Source organism: Kiloniella litopenaei, from assembly GCF_000982415.1.
In the GTDB taxonomy this organism is placed as follows: domain Bacteria; phylum Pseudomonadota; class Alphaproteobacteria; order Kiloniellales; family Kiloniellaceae; genus Kiloniella; species Kiloniella litopenaei.
This window is the reverse complement of sequence record NZ_LANI01000005.1, coordinates 296341-314459: the sequence shown is the minus strand read 5'-3', so window position 1 is coordinate 314459 and position 18119 is coordinate 296341. Positions and strand designations below refer to the sequence as shown.

The window sequence follows — 18119 nt, the reverse complement described above, 5'->3', positions numbered from 1 at the left end:
ATTTATCCAATTCCCCGTATTGTCCCTATGTTTTAGAGGACAATAGATCACGCCCCTTGCCCAATCCCTGTCAAGTTTCTAAGCTCATCGCAATTCTTCGAAACGCCCAAAAATCTATTCCCTTGATAGATTGCCAATGGGAAACAATAAAATTAGGAGCAGGATTATGGCAAAAGTCGCGTTTATCGGTTTAGGCGTTATGGGCTACCCCATGGCTGGACATCTAGCCGCAAAGGGACATGAAGTTAGCGTTTACAATAGAACACATGCAAAAGCCGAGGCATGGGTCAAGGAACACGGTGGACGCAGTGGCGCAACACCCCGGATCGCGTCCGAAGGGGCAGAAATTGTTTTTTGTTGTGTTGGAAACGATGATGATCTGCGTTCAGTTGTTCTTGGCGACGACGGCATCTTTGCCGGTATGACGGCCGACACTGTTCTGGTCGACCATACCACGGCGTCTGCCGATGTTGCCCGCGAACTTGATGCAATCGCCCGTGAAAAATCCATCCACTTTATCGACGCCCCGGTATCCGGTGGTCAGGCCGGTGCTGAAAACGGCGTTCTCACCGTGATGTGTGGGGGTGAACAAGCTGCCTTTGATCGCATCAAACCCGTTGCAGATTGTTTCTCTCGCGCTGTTACCCTGATGGGACCTGTGGGATCTGGTCAGTTGACCAAGATGGTGAACCAGATTGCCATTGCCGGCCTTGTCCAGGGCCTAAGTGAAGCCATGAACTTCGGCCAGAAAGCTAATCTGGATATGGAGAAGGTCATCGACGTTATCTCCAAAGGTGCCGCAGGTTCCTGGCAAATGGAGAACCGGGGATCAACCATGTGTCAGGGCGAATTCGAATTTGGCTTTGCCGTCGATTGGATGCGCAAGGATCTGGGCATCTGTTTCGAAGAATCAAAACGCAACGGTGCCCGCTTGCCCGTGACCCACCTGATTGATCAGTTTTACGCACAGGTTCAAGCCCGTGGCGGTAATCGCTGGGACACATCCAGTCTGGTGCATCTGCTTCAAAACGATTAATCGCAAAGAGCATCAAACAGCAGCAAGCCATCGCAGCTTGCTGCTGTTTTTATTTGCATACTTCACAATTCTTATTACCAAACAATACATGAGCATCAGCAATAGCTATTCAAGTTACTGTGATTTCACGCCTTATCCCATATAACAGGTAAATACAGCCTTGATCCCGCCACAAGCCATCGCCATGATAGCCCCAGTCAATTTTCCAAGGTCCACAGAGAAAGAACCACATGTTTCACAGTTTTTTTAAATCCAGAAAATGGGCACTCTGGGCTTATGGGGGAAGTATAATTCTGCTCTCAATCGTTTGGGTACAAGTGCAGATATCTGTCATTCTTAATAAGTGGTACGAAAAGTTTTACGATCTTCTTCAAAAAGCAGGCGACTTTAAGGACAATCCAGAAGAAGGTATTCGCCAATTTTACGAAACTGTATTTGGCCTGGAATACTTATCAACCTGGACAGATGAAGACCTTTCATTTTTGGTCATCGTCATGCCGCTCGTGATACTCAGCGTTTTCGCCAACTGGTTCACACGCATTTATGTATTGCGATGGCGTGAAGCCATGACCTTTAACTTCATCCCCCGTTGGAGGAGTGTGAAAAAAGAAATCGAAGGGGCTTCTCAGCGAATTCAAGAAGATTGCCATCGGTTTGCCGTCATAGTCGAACATTTAGGAACAGATATAGTCAATTCATTATTGACCTTAATTGCCTTTATCCCGATTTTATGGACTTTAAGCGAAAAGGTTGAAATCCCCTATATCAAAGACATTGATGGCTCTCTTGTCTGGCTCTCCCTCATTGTATCAGTTGGAGGCGTTATTACTTCTTGGATCATAGGATCTAAATTACCCGGCATTGAGTATGATCGTCAAAAGACAGAAGCTGCATTCAGAAAAGATCTGGTTCTCGGTGAAGAAGATAAAGTTAACTTTGCCCAACCAAACAACCTATTAGCATTATTTACTGGTGTAAAATTTAATGCACACAGACTATACAGGCACTATAGTTATTTCGATCTATGGAGATATTCCTATAAACAATTAATGAGCGTCGCTCCGCTTATCATAATGGGCCCAAGCCTTTTTACGCAGACCATATTACTTGGCATATTAATGCAAACAGCAAACGCCTATGGGCAAGTTCATGGCAGTTTTTCTTATTTCTTGGACAACTGGACAATCATTACTGAATTAAGATCAATCTACAAACGCCTGCATGAATTTGAAAATAACCTGCGCAAGCATGAAGAAGAACAGGTAGCTTCTGCAATACCCGAAACAGGAGAATAATTAACCGCCCTTAGCCATTGTTTTCACATTCTTGCGGTAAAGATAACTCCACTATGGATCAGGCTTTGATCCACAAAAATATGCGTGCTTAACTCCGGGTAAATTCGTTTTATCCGGAGTTATTCTATGTCAGCCAATAAAGACCTTCTGACCGTTGGACTTGCCCAGATCACCCCCGTATGGCTCAACCGTGAAGCAACGCTTGAGAAAATTATCACCTATATTAACCAGGCCGCAGATCAGGGCTGTGATCTCGTTGGTTTCGGCGAGGCCCTGGCCCCCGGTTATCCCTTTTGGCTCGACCGGACCGATGGTGCGCGCTTTAACAATGACATCCAAAAGGAAATCCACGCCAGATATCTGGACGAAGGTGTCTGTATTGAACGCGGCGATCTTGCATCCGTCTGTGAAACGGCAAAAGCCCGAGGAATTGCCGTCTATGTCGGGATAATGGAGCGCCCCCTTGATCGGGCCGGACACAGCCTCTATTGCACTCTCGTTTATATCGACAAGCAGGGGCGAATAGGTTCTGTTCATCGCAAACTGATGCCAACATATGAAGAGCGTTTGGCCTGGGCACCCGGTGATGGCCACGGCCTGCGCACCCATACACTTGGCGAGTTCACCGTTGGCGGTCTGAATTGCTGGGAAAACTGGATGCCGCTGGCCCGTGCCTCGCTCTATGCACAGGGGGAAGATCTTCATTTTTCCTGTTGGCCCGGCGGCGATCACAATACCCATGACTTGCCCGGTTTTATCGCCAAGGAATCCCGGTCCTATACAATGTTTGTCTGTGGCCTGATGCGCGTGGAAGACATCACCGACGACATCCCCCATGCCGATCTGATCAGAGCCGGGGAGAATACAGGTTTTCTGGCCAATGGCGGTAGCTGTCTGATGGGGCCGGATGGCAAGTGGGTTATCGAACCGATTATTGGTGAAGAACGTCTGGCTGTGGCAACCATAGACCATAAACTGGTCCGAAGAGAGCGTCAGAACTTTGACCCCGCCGGACACTATTCAAGACCAGATGTAACACAGCTATTTGTAAACAGAGAGCGTCAGTCCACAGTTAAATTTACAGGCTAAAGAATAAATAACTAGAGCACAGAACAGCATAAAGCCTATTAGTGCAGCGATCGGTTATCGTGACTGATTGCTGCACTCTTTTTGCTTTTGTTGTTTTTGATAAATGCCCGATCAATACTTCGTTCTTGGGGAAAGTAGACACAAACATTTGTTCCAACACCCAACTCACTATCGATAGTAACATAGCCGCCATGCAGCTCGATCAGGGACTTTACAATATGAAGCCCCAATCCGGTTCCTTCATGATCTCGTGTCAACGCCTCACTGACTTGCTGAAACGGATCCATAACCTTGGCAAGATTTTCTTTGCTTATCCCGATCCCTTTATCAGCAATCGACAAACATATTCCATCATTTTTGTTTCCACTTGCAGAGACAATTACATCCCCCGCTTTACCGGAAAATTTAACTGCATTAGAAAGCAAGTTGATCAGCATCTGCTTAACCCTGCGGGCATCTGCGAAGAGATAAGGTAAATCATCAGGGACTTCTGTCTTTATTGAAATATTATAACTGGCTGCCTTGTTCGACAACATTGCAACAGACGATTCAATTACGACAGACAGATCCACTTCTGTCTCAAGAAGATCCACATCCCCGGATTCAAGTTTGGAAACATCCAGAATATCGTTTAAGACCTCAAGCAAATGCACACCGGCGTTATTGATATCCTGACAATAATCTTTGTACCTGTCCTGCCCCAAAGGACCAAAGGACTCATTTTTGAGTAACTCTGAAAAGCCAATAATACAGTTTAAGGGCGTTCGAAGTTCATGGCTCATATTCGCCAAAAATTCATTTTTACTTCGGCTGGCAAGCTGTTCTTTACTAACTGCGCTCCGCAACTGTTCTTCTGTCTTAATACGGGTTTGTAGTTCTTCCTGCAGCTCTGCGGTACGCTGTTTAACCCGCCTTTCAAGGCTCTGGTTGGACTCTTCCAAGGCTTCGGCAAACCTTTTTTGAACGGTTATATCGCTATAAGTCGTTACAAACCCATCTTGAAGCGGGTTCCCGCAGACCTCTACGACAGTTCCATCCGTTCGTGTTCGTTCAAATTGATGGGGCTCAAACTTAAAGGCTAACGCCATTCGTTCATGAACCTGATGATCAACATCGCCCGGCCCATACTCTCCCCTTTCAGCGTTAAAACGGAAAAGCTCTGCCATTGATGTACCCGGTTTTCCTAACTCTTCCGGGAAATCCATCAATTCAAGAAAGCGTTGATTACACAAGACGAGGTTACAGTTACGATCAAAAAGCGATATCCCCTGGGTAATATTTTCAACAACAGTCTTTAATTGTCCCGCAATGGCAATCACATCCCCCATCAGGCTGGATGACGCATCAGTGACCACGACGGAAAGGCTTCCATTGTTCAATCGAGCCATACGAATTTGGATTAATTCCAAGTTTGGTTTCTGGAAAACAACGGGTTGACCAATTCCCATAAAATAAAGCCATTCATCCAGAATTTGGGCGCCACATTCCTTTGCGGCAACACGTACATCGTTATTAATGCAGTTCAAAAGGATATCATTTAAAGGGGTATCATTCTCAACATGACTTTGGCCAAGCCCCAGAAGTTTTTGAAAGTCATCATCACAGCCGATCAACCTGTGGTCGCCATCAAAAAAAGCAACAGCCTGATTTGGTAAATAAAGCGGACTGGAATACTCTGCAGAAAGTTCTGCCTCAGTTCCCTTATGTTTCCCCATACAGTTGACCCCGAAAATATCATGAGGCTTGTTTATCAGCCTTAATTATTCAAGATAAGCAATAAACTCTTAAAATTTCGTTTCGCCTCAAAGTGGTGCTTGACCCTGCCCCTTAAAACAGAGTTACATAACAGACAGAACACTGTTTTTTTATGCTTCTGTCCTAGATAGCCCCCATCCCTTTCTGTCGGCAATCCGGCAGTCACACCATAAAGCCACGATTAATATAATTCAGGCACTTAATAACCCAAGATAAAGAGACATATAGCGCCCATGACAACATTAGACCTTGATTTTGTTCGATCTCAGTTCCCTGCATTTAAAGAACCCTCGCTTGAAAACTGGTCTTTTTTTGAAAATGCAGGTGGTTCCTATGCCTGTCATCAGGTTATTGACCGCTTGAACAATTATTATCGGAAAACAAAACTACAACCCTATCACCCCTTTCCTGCATCCGAGACAGCCGGGCAGGAAATGGATCAGGCCCTTGTCAATCTTGCCGCCTATCTCAACGTTTCCGAAGCTGAAATTGATCTGGGACCATCCACAAGTCAGAATACCTATGTATTGGCACAAGCTTTTCGCGCCACCATGCAACAGGGTGATGAAATCATCGTCACCAATCAGGACCACGAAGCGAACTCCGGCGTCTGGCGCAGGTTGGCAGACAGTGGAATTATTGTCAGAGAGTGGCGTGTTGATCCGGAAAGCGGCTATCTGAATCTTACTGATCTCGATAATTTACTGAACGACAAAACGCGCCTTGTCACCTTTCCCCACTGCTCAAATATCATTGCCCACGTGAACCCCGTTGCCGAAATTTCCACACGTGCACATGCGGTTGGCGCAAAGGTTGTTGTCGATGGTGTTTCCTATGCCGGGCATGGTTTCCCCGATGTGACGGCTCTTGGCGCAGACGTCTATCTTTTCTCCCTCTATAAAACCTATGGCCCGCATCAGGGCCTCATGGTCATTCGTCAGGAAACAAGGGATATGTTAGCCTATCAGGGGCATTTCTTTAACAAAGACCTTGCCCACAAGCGCTTTGTGCCTGCTGGACCTGATCATGCTCAAGTTGCGGCATCCAGCGGCATTACAGAATACTTTGATGCCGTGCACGCACATCACTTTGACCAGGAAGCAACCCCGGCAAAACGGGGACAGGATGTACACGATCTTTTCCAGGCACAGGAACAAGCCCTGATGGCTCCCTTGCTTGAATATATCAGAGGTCGAAATGATTTACGTCTTCTTGGCCCGGACAAACCGGAAGAAAGAGCACCAACCATTTCGGTAGTTACCAAACAGGATGGCCGGTCCGTTGCAGAAAAGCTATCCAAACATGGCATTATGGCTGCTGGTGGACACTTCTATTCCTATCGACTGTTTGAAGGAATAAATCTGGCCCCGGAAGCTGGCGCCCTGCGGGTTTCTTTTGTTCATTACACCAGCCCCGACGACATTCAAAAGCTGCTCAAGGCACTTGATCAGGTGTTATAAATAGTCCTGATCATTTATATGATAACAGTTATAAATTATATAATAACGGTCGTAAATTTCTGCGATTAATGATGAACACTCTGTCGAAATAATTCCGGCAGAGTGTTTGTTCATTATAATGTTTCATCCCCAGCCTCGGAAACAGGTACTTTTCCAAGCGTTATTCGTAGAATGACGATAAACATGACAGGTACAAGCCCTAAAGCCACGGCAAACACGCCTTGAATCCCCCAGAAAGCCCCGCTGAAAATCCACAGCAAAACCACGTTCAGTAAAAAATACAACGTCGCATCCGAGTTGGGGTCCAGCAACTCCTTGAAAAATGAACCAATAAACGGCACAGCATAAATCAACCGAAAAATCTTGGGTTCATCAGATGCTTGCTTATCCGTTATTCCAGAAGACAATTTTTGCGCTGTTATATCTGTCATCTATTCTCGCAGTATTTTAGTCAGGTATATAATACCCGCTAAAATAAGAACGCGATCAACAAACGACAAAGTGACAGAATGTCACAGAAAATCACTCAGATATAAATTACCTAGGTATAAATCGCTCAGATCTCAGTGTGCATGCGATAACCCGGTGTATAAGCCAAGCGAACAATTGTTACCGGAATATCACCATTCCATGTTGTCCGGTCTATGACAAAAATGGCTTCACCTTCGCTTGTCTGTAACAGCTCGGCTTCCTGCTTTGTTGCATTTGCTGCAGAGAAGGAAATATCACCTTTTGTCAAAGGCGTGTTCTGGACCAACCATTCGTTTGCATCAATCGCTTGCAAATTTACATCCCGAATAGCTGCAACTTCGGAAAGGTTTACCCAACGATCTTCGTAAAGAAAGGGATGGTTATCAGCATAATGCAAGCTACGAACATGTAACATTTCGACGTCATCTGAAAGACCCAAGCGACTTGCCACACTCACAGGCGGTAGTGTCTCTGCTCTTTCCAAAACACTGTGCCGCCAAGCCCATCCACGCTGCTCAACTTCCAACCTTGTAATCGGGATTTCCAGTGTTGCCTTGCGGATCGGATTCAAGGCCACACGGGTTCCCGCCTTACGACGACGTTCCAACAGACCTTCCTCGGCTAACGCACGCATCGCCCGATTAACCGTCGCCCGTGCACAGCCAAATTCTTCGGCGAGATCAATTTCATTGGGAATCATATCGCCAGGTAACCAAATACGTTCAAGTATCCGGCGCATAACTTCGGCTTTAACGCTTTGCCAACTGTTGATCTCTGATATAGTCAAATCCGGTCCTTTAGTGACATCATGGTTTTTTTATACCGGGTTACGATCCTATCCCGCTTGGTATGATGTCCTTCTTTTACCAGATGACGGCCAGCTGACCAGACATCGGTGATCATTTTGTCATCACCCGCAAAAATATAGCTATCAAGAATGGCGTCACCTTCTTTACCCAACAGATCAACAGACTCCATATCAAGCGCAAAGAGATCTGCGCGTTGGCCAACAGCAATGGCCCCGGATTCACGCTGTCCGGCCTGTGCTCCCCCCGCGACTACAGCATCCATCAAAACCCGGCCTGTTGACTTTTCTTTCGTCGCAAACACGGCCCGCCCTCGATCACGAAGGCGCTGAGAATATTCCAGCGTCCGAAGCTCTTCCGAAAGCGAGATACGTATGTTGGAATCAGAACCAACACCAAAACGTCCACCAGAATTCACATAACGAACGCCATCAAAAATCCCATCCCCTAAACTGGATTCAGTAATCGGACAGAGACCTGCAACAGCATTTGTCCGCGCCAAACCTTCTGTTTCGTGTGGTTCCATATGGGTACAGTGTATCAGGCACCAACGCTCATCCACAGAATGATTTTCCAACAACCATTCCACAGGACGTTTGCCCCAAGCTGATTGAATTTCTTCAATCTCTGCCGTTTGTTCGGCAATATGCATGTGAAGAGGGGCTGTGGGTGCGAGACCTGTCGCAAAACGCATCCCGTCCTGACTGACCGCCCGAAGCGAGTGAGGGGCAACCCCCAGTTTGGTATCATCTGGTAATGTTTTGAGTTCTTTGGCTATCGCCTCAAAGAGCTTCTGGAAACGATCAGGCGTATTACCAAATCGGATCTGTCCAGGCCCAAGTGATCGGCCATCGCATCCACCATGCTCATAAAGAACAGGCAAAAGCGTCAGACCAATACCCGTTTCCTTTGAGGCCGCAACAACACGGTTGGACAGTTCCCCAATATCATCATAGGCCACACCACCGGGCTGATGATGCAAATAGTGGAATTCACAAACTGCTGCATAGCCCGCTTCCAGCATTTCCATCTGCATATAGGCTGTAATTGCTTCAATATCATCCGGGCTGAGATGATCCAAAAAGCGATACATCAGCTTGCGCCAGGTCCAGAAACTGTCTTTTGGGTCCGGACCTCTGGTTTCGGTCATACCCGCCATCGCCCGCTGGAAAGCATGACTGTGAAGGTTTGTCGGCGAAGGCAGAAGCACGCCCAGTTTATTCCCCTGTTTAACAACAGGGGCGTCAGCAGCAATACCGGATTCCACAGAAACAATCCGCCCATCGTCACCAATGATGACATGCACATCCCACTGCCATCCACTTTGCGTAAGTGCCTGTTCTGCCCACAGATGCTTCACTTTTTCTGCTCCTCGCCACCGCTTGACAAAATATTATGTACATACATAATACAATAAAGATAGATCTTATCAAGTCAGGAAAGAGTATTTCTCATGCCGTCTGCCTCTGCTTTCGAAACGCCTGTGTCGCCGGTAACCATCACCAGCGGGACTAGTCCGATTGTACTGGGCATGCCCCACACAGGAACCTGGCTTCCCGAAAAAATTCTGGATAAGCTGAACGCGAACGGCAAAAAACAGGCAGATACGGATTGGCATATTGACTTGCTTTACGCGGATCTCTTGCCTGACGTGACAATCGTCAAAGCAAACTTTCATCGCTATGCCATTGATGCCAACCGAGACCCTGCCGGCATCAGTCTTTACCCCGGCCAAAACACGACGAGCCTTTGCCCTGTAACGGATTTCGACAATCAGCCGATCTACAAAGACGGTTGCGAACCGGATGAAGCAGAAATTGAAAAACGCCGTCAGAGCTTTCACGCCCCCTATCACGCCGCACTACAGAGCGAACTAGAGCGTGTTCGCAACCTCCATGGCGTGGCAATTCTCTATGACTGCCACTCCATCAGATCGACCATTCCCTTTCTTTTTGACGGCTTGCTACCCGAATTCAATATCGGCACAAACAATGGAGAAACCTGTGACAGAATGATTGAGAAAAGTGTTTGGGATATCTGCAATAACGCGCCCGAATACAACACGGTTCTCAACGCGCGTTTCAAAGGCGGCTGGACAACCCGGCACTATGGCCAGCCACACAACGATATTCACGCGATCCAAATGGAACTCGCCCAGCGGACACATTTAAAAGAAGAAAACATACCCTTTGATTATGACACTGAAAAAGCAGCCGTTCTGCGACCTTATCTAAAGAATATTTTGGTTAAGCTAACCGAGTTGGTTGAAACCAAACAGCTAACAGCACGTGGATAAAAACGTAGATTACGATGTACTGTCAGGCTGAAGATATTTGTCAATAATTCGCTTAATCGTCCCGCTTTCTCTCAGCTTGTCCGTAGCCTCGACCAAACGTTTCTTTTGCGCTGTGGAGACCTTTCCCGGCTGGCACATTAACCAGAATTCAACTGTCTTAAAAACATAGGCCTGTCCAATTTCCGAAAGATCCACCCCCATTTTTCGCATGTTAAACAACATGCTATCATAAGCCCCTATAACCACATCGACCCGACCGCTTTTAAACATCGCACTGCTAAGGTCATAATTTTTAGTTGGGACTTTCAACAGCGTGTCATCTGAATCAAAAGGCTCCCCCACAAAAACACCCCTGGGAACACCAATTTTCTTACCAGCTAAATCACTATAGTTATTCAAAATAATAGGTTTTCTTGGAATAGCAGATACAGTGATGCTTTTGCCAATCGGCGCAAGCTTTTCATATCGCGCATCCGGTACAGGCACTCGCGCCAATACAGAACAATGAGCACTGCCTTCTTCCAGTTCACTAAACACACGTAGCGTTGGAACGATTTCATGCGTGCCATGAAATCCGGCCTCTTTCCTCAAGACATTTGTAAGATCGTAGAGATACCCACGTTTTTCCCCTGTCTCAGATAAAAATCCATAGGGCGCATGTTGAAGTGTTACAAAATTCAATTCATTGCTGTCGGCCCAAAGGTAACTTGGGTAAGCCAAACCAAGCGCTAGAAGTAAATTTTTGAAACAAGAAAAAATAAAGCGTTTTGAATAAATTCTCATCAAAGCTCTCAACTCTATTTTCCTGTGTCTATTGTTCGGGGCCTATTATTCGGGGCATACCCTGTAGAGTATCATAACAGTCTAACACAGTTGAGCGCTGAACAAGAATTCGGGCTGCATACACCTCTGTATGCAGCCCGATTCTTTGGCTTATAATTGATACTGCGGCTTATAATTGATACTGCCAACTTGATTGATAATACCTGTAAGCCCCCTTGTCTTGAGCAACATGTCCAAGACCCGGAAATTCCAGATGACTACCCAGTACTGCAACTCTGTCTGCGCTTACCCAATCCAGCATTCTGCGACGGGTTTGTTCAGCTTGCTGCATATCAATATCAAAGGCAATGCTCCATTCAGGATGCTGGAATTGTAATGCTGTGAAGTGAACAAGATCCCCCCAAATCAAAACTTCCTGACCTTCCGAACGCAGAACAAACCCTGTGTGCCCCGGCGTGTGCCCCGGCGTGTGCCCCGGTAACGCGACAGCCTCGATACCCGGCAAAACTTCGCCGTCTTTATCGATAAGGGTCAAGCGCTTTGCATAAGGCGCAGACATGGCCTTGGCATTAGCAGAATTTGTTTTTAGGAAATCAGATGCCTTCGAAATATACGCATCGTCATGCCAAAAGTCCCAATCATTCTTATGCACAATCAATTCTGCATTGGGAAAGTGTGCTTTCCCTTCTTTTGATGTGATGCCAGAAATATGATCCACATGCATATGGGTTAGCAAAATCGCATCAACAGATTCAGGTGTGATTCCTGCTGCTTTCAGATTCTCGGTAAACTGCCCGAGCGTAGGTCCCATATTGTCCGCTGTCCCTGAATCAATCAGGATGATTTTCTCCCCTGTGTTCACCACAAAAGAATTAATCGGAACCCGGATCTTATCAACCGGTGGCGTCCGGTACTGATCTCTATAAAGTTGGGCTGCCTCTTGCGGGTCATAGTTGGGAATCAGGTCCGACCCCGCGTCAATATAGCCATCCAACAAAGCCGTTATTTCAAAATTACCCACCGAAAAACGATAGGCACCTGTTGTTTGCACACCCGCTTTCGGGGCCGCGGCAAAGCCCGGCATGGGAACAGAAAGCGATGCCATGGAAGCAACAAGCCCTGCACCACCGGTTAATAATGAACCCTTTAATAGCTCGCGTCTTGAAAGTGTCATGTCGAAAGTTTCCCGATATCACTGTTATCCAAATCAATACCGCTTAATATCAGTATATTTTTCTGGATCGGGAGAGGCTTCGCGCCTATATCTTGTATAAGCATTACTTATATCATGGGATTACTATGGATCGACTGCAACTTTTTCAGACTTTCATTGCCTCCATTGACAAAGGCTCGCTCTCGGGCGCAGCAAAGGTGTTAAATATCAGTCAACCTGCGGTGAGCCAGCAGATTACCTTGCTGGAAAGTATCCTCCAGAAAGAATTGCTGTTCAGAACATCCCGAGGCGTAAAGCCTACAGAAGCAGGGCTGGTTGTTTACAACAATGCCCAAAACATCCTTGAACAAGTCACAAAACTGCACGAAGAACTGAAGAATCTGGACGAAAGCCTCACCGGGCCACTGCGAATTACAGCCCCGCTGGCAATCGGGCAAAGCCTTGTTGCCCCGATCGTCTTTGAACTGCAAAGCCAGTATCCCGAACTTGATATATCGCTCAAGCTTAGCGATCAACTTGCTGATCTTGTGAAGGATGGTATCGACCTGGCTGTGCGCGTCGGATCACTCGGAAAATCTGATGCCATGGCGCGCAAGATCGGTGATCTGGAATTAATGCTTGCCGCCACACCCGACTTTCTGAACCGATATGGCCGCCCAAAACAACCAGAGGATTTGGTTAAGATACCTATGATCCAATACCGCGACGAAAAAAAGGTTGGCAAACAAATTGTGCAAAAGGACGGGCGAGAATATCAAGCGGACATTCAATCGAATTACACCTTTGATAATCCAGATGTAATTATAAACGCGTTAAAAAGAGGGATTGGTTATACAAAGCTTCCCTATCTGTTGATAAAAGACCAACTGAATGATGGTACATTGGAAAAGGTTCTACCCGATTACACTGTTCCTCCTAAACCAATTTATCTCCTCTATCCGTCACGACAGTCACTTACCCGCCGCGCTGAGGTCTTTATAGACCGAATACTCTCAACAATTATAAATCTCGATGGCATTACCCCTGCCCGGGGTGGAAAATGGCGCATAGACGCGGACCAGCCGAGCGAAAAATTACTAAATATCATGTAGAGTAGAGGGCAATTATGGGAATATTTTTGCCAAAAAGAACAAAACCCACTGCTTTAGGCAGTGGGTTTTGATGGTGGAGCCAAGGAGGATCGAACTCCTGACCTCTTCGCTGCCAGCGAAGCGCTCTCCCAGCTGAGCTATGGCCCCAATTTATCCGCCGCAAAGCAGCTGATGCGGCGGAAAATATGTCGTCTTTTCCTCCTTGGCAAGAAAAATTTTTCCTTGCGAAAAGAAAAGCCCTCTTCTGGTTAGGATTTAAACGACTTAGTCGTCGCTGATACCACCAGCGCCGCCGCTTACACTTTGAAGATCATCATCATCATCATCCGGATCCAGATCATCACCGTCATCAATGTGAAGTAATTCTTCTTCATCCGGGAAGTCAACAACGTCATCGGATGTATCCAGATCAATATCCTGTGCTTCACTTGCTTCTTCAGCCTGCGCCTTGGCAGATTGCTTTGGGCGCCCTGATTTTGCGGTCAAATCCAATTCTGTTCCACATTTCGGGCACACAATTGGCGATTTCTTAAAATCGTAAAATTTTGCCTTACAGCTTAGACAGGTACGTTTGCTACCCCATTCCGGCTTACTCACAGCCAGATCCTCCAACTAGAATTTTGTAACAACCACACAATGGCTTTCGAAAAAACTGCAAATGCCATGATCGCTGCAGACTGTCAACAAAGGGTGAATGACAATTTAAATATTGAGAAAATTTTTTAACTTTTCCCCACTTTGTCATGCACAAGCCCGATCTTTATCAATATCAAGCTCTGGTAAAAGGCGGTTTTCCTCTATAAAAGAAACCCGAAACAATTCTTTAGGATCACACTGCACGTTGAAGTTCTGTGACGGGGATACCGCATCAGATCTTGAACACATACAGATTCGCACAGATTCGTTAGGGGTGGAACTCGCGACGAATCTGGAATACGGAACACGGAATACATTAATGACCAGCGACAATTCTCTGTCTTCAACCCCAAGTTCTTCACTCAAAGGCACGGTGAAAGTTCCCGGCGACAAATCTATCTCGCATAGGTCCCTGATGTTTGGGGCTCTCGCGATTGGAAAAACCAATGTTTTTGGCATGCTAGAAGGCGAAGATGTGCTGGCTACGGCCAAAGCCATGCGTGCTTTGGGGGCCCATGTTGAACGGGATGACCAAGGTGTCTGGCATATAGAAGGGCGCGGCATTGGCGGTCTTTGTGAACCCGAAGATGTTTTGGACATGGGAAATTCAGGGACATCCGCCAGATTGCTTATGGGTATTCTGGGAAGTCACCCTATCACCACCTTTATGACCGGGGATGCATCCCTCAGAAAGCGTCCCATGGGCCGGGTTGCCAATCCATTGGCTGAAATGGGAACACAGGTTCATTGCCGTTCCGGTCAACGTCTTCCGCTTATGGTACAGGGGGCTGAAACGCCCATGCCTATCCGCTACAAATTACCAATGGCGTCGGCACAGGTGAAATCCTGTATTCTCCTTGCCGGACTGAATACCCCCGGCGAGACAACAGTAATCGAGACAGAACATACCCGCGACCATACCGAACTGATGCTCCGTCACTTCGGGGCCGAAGTCCGCGTCACCCAGACCGAGGAAGGCCGGGAGACAACCATTGTCGGTCAACCAGAACTGAAAGCGGCTGATGTGCATGTTCCCTCAGATCCCTCTTCTGCGGCCTTCCCAACAGTCGCAGCCCTTATCAACGAAGGATCTGAGCTTCGCCTTCCCGGTATCGGCATGAACCCGCACCGCAACGGAATTTACATCACATTGAAAGAAATGGGTGCTGACATCACGCTGGAAAACGAGCGTACCGAAGCAGGTGAACCCGTCGCAGATCTCGTGGTTCGCGCCAGCAAGCTCAAGGGCATCACCGTTCCCGCAGAACGTGCACCGTCCATGATTGATGAATATCCTATTCTGGCAATTGCCGCGTCTTTTGCCGAAGGAAAGACCATTATGGAAGGTCTTGGCGAACTTCGTGTCAAAGAAAGCGATCGCCTTTCAGCTGTTGCCAATGGTCTCAAAGCTTGTGGCGTTACCTGTGAAGAAGGCGATGATTATTTGATCGTAGAAGGATCCCCCACTGACGTAAAAGGTGGTGGTACGATCACAACGCATTTTGATCACCGTATCGCCATGAGCTTCTTGGTTATGGGTATGGCCGCAAAAGAACCGGTTAAGGTTCTGGATGCTGATGCAATCGACACCAGTTTCCCGGACTTTGCCAAACTGATGAACGGCTTGGGTGCACAAATCGGTTAACCTTACCATCCGTTTACTGAGATAATAATTATCGGCTGGATAAAAAGGAAAAGACTTTGCCTGTTATCGCTATTGATGGTCCCGTTGCTTCTGGCAAGGGAACTCTGGCGCGTCGTCTCGCCGCCACAATCAACTTTGCCTATTTGGATACCGGTTCTCTCTACAGAGCAGTCGCATCTCTGATTTTGGAGCGGGGGAGTGACCCAAACGACTCCGTTGTTGCCGCAAAGGTTGCAGACAGTTTTACTGCAGATGACATTAATCGTAGTGACCTTCGTGACGAAAAAGTTGGACAGGCAGCATCTATTGTTGCTGCTAATCAGGAAGTGCGAAAATCTTTGCTGGAATTTCAACGTAACTTTGCAAAAGCACCGCCAAACAATCACTTAGGTGCTGTTCTGGACGGCAGAGATATCGGTACAGTTGTTTGCCCCGATGCAGAAATCAAGCTTTTCATCTCTGCAACGCCGGAAGTCCGAGCAAAACGCAGACATAAAGAGTTGCTTGATCGTGGCGATGAGTCTATATACGCCCGCGTACTGGAAGATTTACGTGAACGTGATGAGCGGGATCGTAATCGCGCTACGGCTCCCTTGCGGGCTGCTGAAGATGCGGTCACTCTGGACACCAGCGATATGGATGCCGACAAGGCTTTTGAAGTTGCAAAGTCACTCGTAAGCGAGCGGCTTTCTCTTTAAAATCCCGGACATCTTATCAAGATGTTCCGTTTGTTTCTCTCAGTATAATTTTACTAGCCCGGGATGGTCCTGGGTAGACCGCCGGAAAAACCGGCCGGCCTGTATAGTGCGAACCTTTTGAAAGGAATATTAACCCATGGCTGAAGCAGCTACTGAAAGCTTTGCCGACCTGCTAGACGAATCCCTCGGTCAATCCGATCGTCTGGAAGGTAATGTACTTAAAGGCATGATCGTTGCCATCGAAGGCGATGTTGCCCTTGTTGATGTAGGCCTCAAATCTGAGGGCCGAGTTGCACTTAAAGAATTTGCTGACGCTGGTCAGGCTCCCGAAGTTAAAGTCGGGGATGAGGTAGAAGTTTACCTCGAGCGCATGGAAAGCAAAAACGGAGACGTTATGGTCTCTCGTGATAAAGCGAAGCGCGAAGAAGCCTGGACACAGCTTGAAAAATCCTTTGGCGACAATGAGCGCGTTAACGGCGTTATCTTTGGTCGTGTTAAAGGTGGCTTCACTGTTGACCTTTCCGGCGCCGTGGCATTCTTGCCAGGCAGCCAGGTTGACATCCGCCCAGTTCGTGACGTTTCCCCATTGATGGGCAATGCACAGCCATTCCAGATCCTGAAAATGGATCGTGCACGTGGTAACATCGTTGTTTCCCGTCGCGCTGTTCTGGAAGAAACCCGTGCAGAGCAACGTTCAGAGCTTATCCAGAACCTTAATGAAGGTCAGGTTCTTCAGGGTGTTGTTAAAAACATCACTGACTACGGTGCCTTCGTTGATCTTGGTGGCGTTGACGGTCTGTTGCACGTTACTGATATTTCCTGGAAACGTATCAACCACCCAAGTGAAAAACTGACAATCGGCCAACAGGTTGATGTTCAGGTTATTCGCTTCAACGCTGAAACACAGCGTATCAGCCTGGGCATGAAACAGCTTGAGACTGATCCTTGGGATGGCGTTGCAGCTAAATACCCAATGGGCGCGAAGCTTGAAGGTCGCGTGACCAACATCACTGACTACGGTGCCTTTGTTGAACTAGAAGCTGGTATCGAAGGTCTTGTTCACGTTTCTGAAATGTCTTGGACCAAGAAAAACATCCACCCTGGCAAAATCGTTTCTACGAGCCAGGAAGTTGCTGTTATGGTTCTTGATGTTGACGAATCAAAACGTCGTATCAGCCTTGGCCTGAAACAATGTTCTTCCAACCCATGGGAATCATTCCAGGCAAACCACCCTGCTGAATCCGAGCTTGAAGGCGAAATCAAAAACATCACCGAATTCGGTCTGTTTGTTGGTCTTCCCGGCGAAATCGACGGCATGGTTCACCTTTCAGATCTGAACTGGGAACTTTCCGGTGACGAAGCTGTTAAAGAATACAACAAAGGTGACATGGTTAAGGTTAAAGTTCTCGACGTTGACGTTGATAAAGAACGCATCAGCCTTGGTATCAAACAGCTCAGCTCTGATCCTTTCGCAGGTTCTGTTGAGGGTCTGAAAAAAGGTGCTGTTGTTACCTGTACTATTACAGCCGTTACTGATGGTGCTCTCGAAGTACAGATCGCTGATGGTGCTACTGGCACAATCCGCAAAACTGAACTTTCCCGTGAGCGTAGTGAACAGCGCACAGATCGTTTCGCAGTTGGCGAGAAGATCGACGCACGTATCACTAACATCGATTCCAAATCACGCAAAATTGCCCTGTCCATCAAACAGCACGAAGCTGCTGAAGAGAAACAGGCAATGGCTGATTACGGTTCAACAGACTCTGGTGCTAGCCTCGGCGATATTCTCGGCGAAGCTCTCTCCAAAGCTGCTGAAGACAAAAAATAAGCTGAATTTTTCAGCTCAAAGAAAGGCCCGGTGTTCATTCACCGGGCCTTTTTTGC

Annotated in this window: 16 protein-coding genes and 1 tRNA gene; 9 read left to right on the top strand and 8 right to left on the bottom strand. The window is 47.2% G+C overall.

Annotated features, from left to right (window positions below; translation table 11 throughout):
- Positions 1–166 precede the first annotated feature (166 nt).
- The 3 genes from WH95_RS09635 (at position 167) to WH95_RS09625 (ending at position 3420) form a co-directional block, all read left to right on the top strand.
- Positions 167–1036 (top strand): NAD(P)-dependent oxidoreductase, encoded by an 870-nt coding sequence (locus WH95_RS09635; RefSeq protein ID WP_046506059.1) that lies wholly within the window; start codon positions 167–169, stop codon positions 1034–1036.
- 230 nt (positions 1037–1266) lie between these two features.
- A complete protein-coding gene (locus WH95_RS09630; protein WP_046506057.1) occupies positions 1267–2331 on the top strand; it encodes a putative transporter in 1065 nt (354 codons plus the stop codon).
- A 126-nt stretch (positions 2332–2457) separates the two neighbouring features.
- Positions 2458–3420, top strand: coding sequence for a carbon-nitrogen hydrolase family protein (locus tag WH95_RS09625; RefSeq protein ID WP_046506055.1), 963 nt, complete (start codon positions 2458–2460; stop codon positions 3418–3420).
- 38 nt (positions 3421–3458) lie between these two features.
- Here WH95_RS09625 and WH95_RS09620 read toward each other — a convergent pair whose 3' ends face one another.
- Complete coding sequence (locus WH95_RS09620) at positions 3459–5135, bottom strand: sensor histidine kinase (protein ID WP_052741909.1); 1677 nt, start codon at positions 5133–5135, stop codon at positions 3459–3461.
- A 273-nt stretch (positions 5136–5408) separates the two neighbouring features.
- On the opposite strand from WH95_RS09620, the gene WH95_RS09615 reads away from it, so the two are divergent.
- Complete coding sequence (locus WH95_RS09615; protein WP_046506053.1) at positions 5409–6635, top strand: aminotransferase class V-fold PLP-dependent enzyme; 1227 nt, start codon at positions 5409–5411, stop codon at positions 6633–6635.
- A 113-nt stretch (positions 6636–6748) separates the two neighbouring features.
- On the opposite strand, the gene WH95_RS09610 is transcribed toward WH95_RS09615, so the two are convergent.
- The 3 genes from WH95_RS09610 to WH95_RS09600 all read right to left on the bottom strand — a co-directional run bounded on the left by WH95_RS09610 (position 6749) and on the right by WH95_RS09600 (position 9272).
- Positions 6749–7066 carry a hypothetical protein gene (locus WH95_RS09610; RefSeq protein WP_046506050.1) on the bottom strand — a complete coding sequence of 106 codons (318 nt, stop codon included), beginning with the start codon at positions 7064–7066 and terminating at the stop codon, positions 6749–6751.
- Between the two features lie 125 nt (positions 7067–7191).
- A complete protein-coding gene (locus tag WH95_RS09605; protein WP_082114076.1) occupies positions 7192–7893 on the bottom strand; it encodes a GntR family transcriptional regulator in 702 nt (233 codons plus the stop codon).
- Positions 7890–9272 carry a formimidoylglutamate deiminase gene (locus WH95_RS09600; protein WP_046506047.1) on the bottom strand — a complete coding sequence of 461 codons (1383 nt, stop codon included), beginning with the start codon at positions 9270–9272 and terminating at the stop codon, positions 7890–7892. Before WH95_RS09600 ends, WH95_RS09605 begins: the two co-directional genes overlap by 4 nt.
- A 93-nt stretch (positions 9273–9365) precedes the next feature.
- Here WH95_RS09600 and hutG point away from each other — a divergent pair, with 93 nt between their 5' ends.
- Positions 9366–10208, top strand: coding sequence for an N-formylglutamate deformylase (hutG, locus tag WH95_RS09595; RefSeq protein WP_046506044.1), 843 nt, complete (start codon positions 9366–9368; stop codon positions 10206–10208).
- Between the two features lie 9 nt (positions 10209–10217).
- Here hutG and WH95_RS09590 read toward each other — a convergent pair whose 3' ends face one another.
- Both WH95_RS09590 and WH95_RS09585 read right to left on the bottom strand, forming a co-directional pair.
- Positions 10218–10991, bottom strand: a complete 774-nt coding sequence (locus WH95_RS09590; RefSeq protein WP_046506043.1) for a substrate-binding periplasmic protein — start codon at positions 10989–10991, stop codon at positions 10218–10220.
- A 169-nt stretch (positions 10992–11160) separates the two neighbouring features.
- On the bottom strand, positions 11161–12165 hold the full coding sequence (locus WH95_RS09585; protein WP_046506041.1) for an MBL fold metallo-hydrolase: 1005 nt from the start codon (positions 12163–12165) through the stop codon (positions 11161–11163).
- Positions 12166–12290: 125 nt separating this feature from the next.
- Here WH95_RS09585 and WH95_RS09580 point away from each other — a divergent pair, with 125 nt between their 5' ends.
- Positions 12291–13256 carry a LysR family transcriptional regulator gene (locus tag WH95_RS09580; protein ID WP_052741908.1) on the top strand — a complete coding sequence of 322 codons (966 nt, stop codon included), beginning with the start codon at positions 12291–12293 and terminating at the stop codon, positions 13254–13256.
- Positions 13257–13327: 71 nt separating this feature from the next.
- On the opposite strand, the gene WH95_RS09575 is transcribed toward WH95_RS09580, so the two are convergent.
- Both WH95_RS09575 and WH95_RS09570 read right to left on the bottom strand, forming a co-directional pair.
- A tRNA-Ala gene (locus WH95_RS09575) sits at positions 13328–13403 on the bottom strand.
- Positions 13404–13520: 117 nt separating this feature from the next.
- Positions 13521–13853, bottom strand: a complete 333-nt coding sequence (locus WH95_RS09570; RefSeq protein ID WP_046506252.1) for an FYDLN acid domain-containing protein — start codon at positions 13851–13853, stop codon at positions 13521–13523.
- Positions 13854–14211: 358 nt separating this feature from the next.
- Here WH95_RS09570 and aroA point away from each other — a divergent pair, with 358 nt between their 5' ends.
- The 3 genes from aroA (at position 14212) to rpsA (ending at position 18063) form a co-directional block, all read left to right on the top strand.
- On the top strand, positions 14212–15537 hold the full coding sequence (aroA, locus tag WH95_RS09565) for a 3-phosphoshikimate 1-carboxyvinyltransferase (RefSeq protein ID WP_046506249.1): 1326 nt from the start codon (positions 14212–14214) through the stop codon (positions 15535–15537).
- Between the two features lie 56 nt (positions 15538–15593).
- Positions 15594–16235: a (d)CMP kinase gene (gene cmk, locus WH95_RS09560; RefSeq protein WP_082114075.1), complete on the top strand. Its 642-nt coding sequence runs from the start codon at positions 15594–15596 to the stop codon at positions 16233–16235.
- 136 nt (positions 16236–16371) lie between these two features.
- Positions 16372–18063 carry a 30S ribosomal protein S1 gene (rpsA, locus tag WH95_RS09555; protein WP_046506036.1) on the top strand — a complete coding sequence of 564 codons (1692 nt, stop codon included), beginning with the start codon at positions 16372–16374 and terminating at the stop codon, positions 18061–18063.
- The last annotated feature ends 56 nt before the right edge of the window (positions 18064–18119 follow it).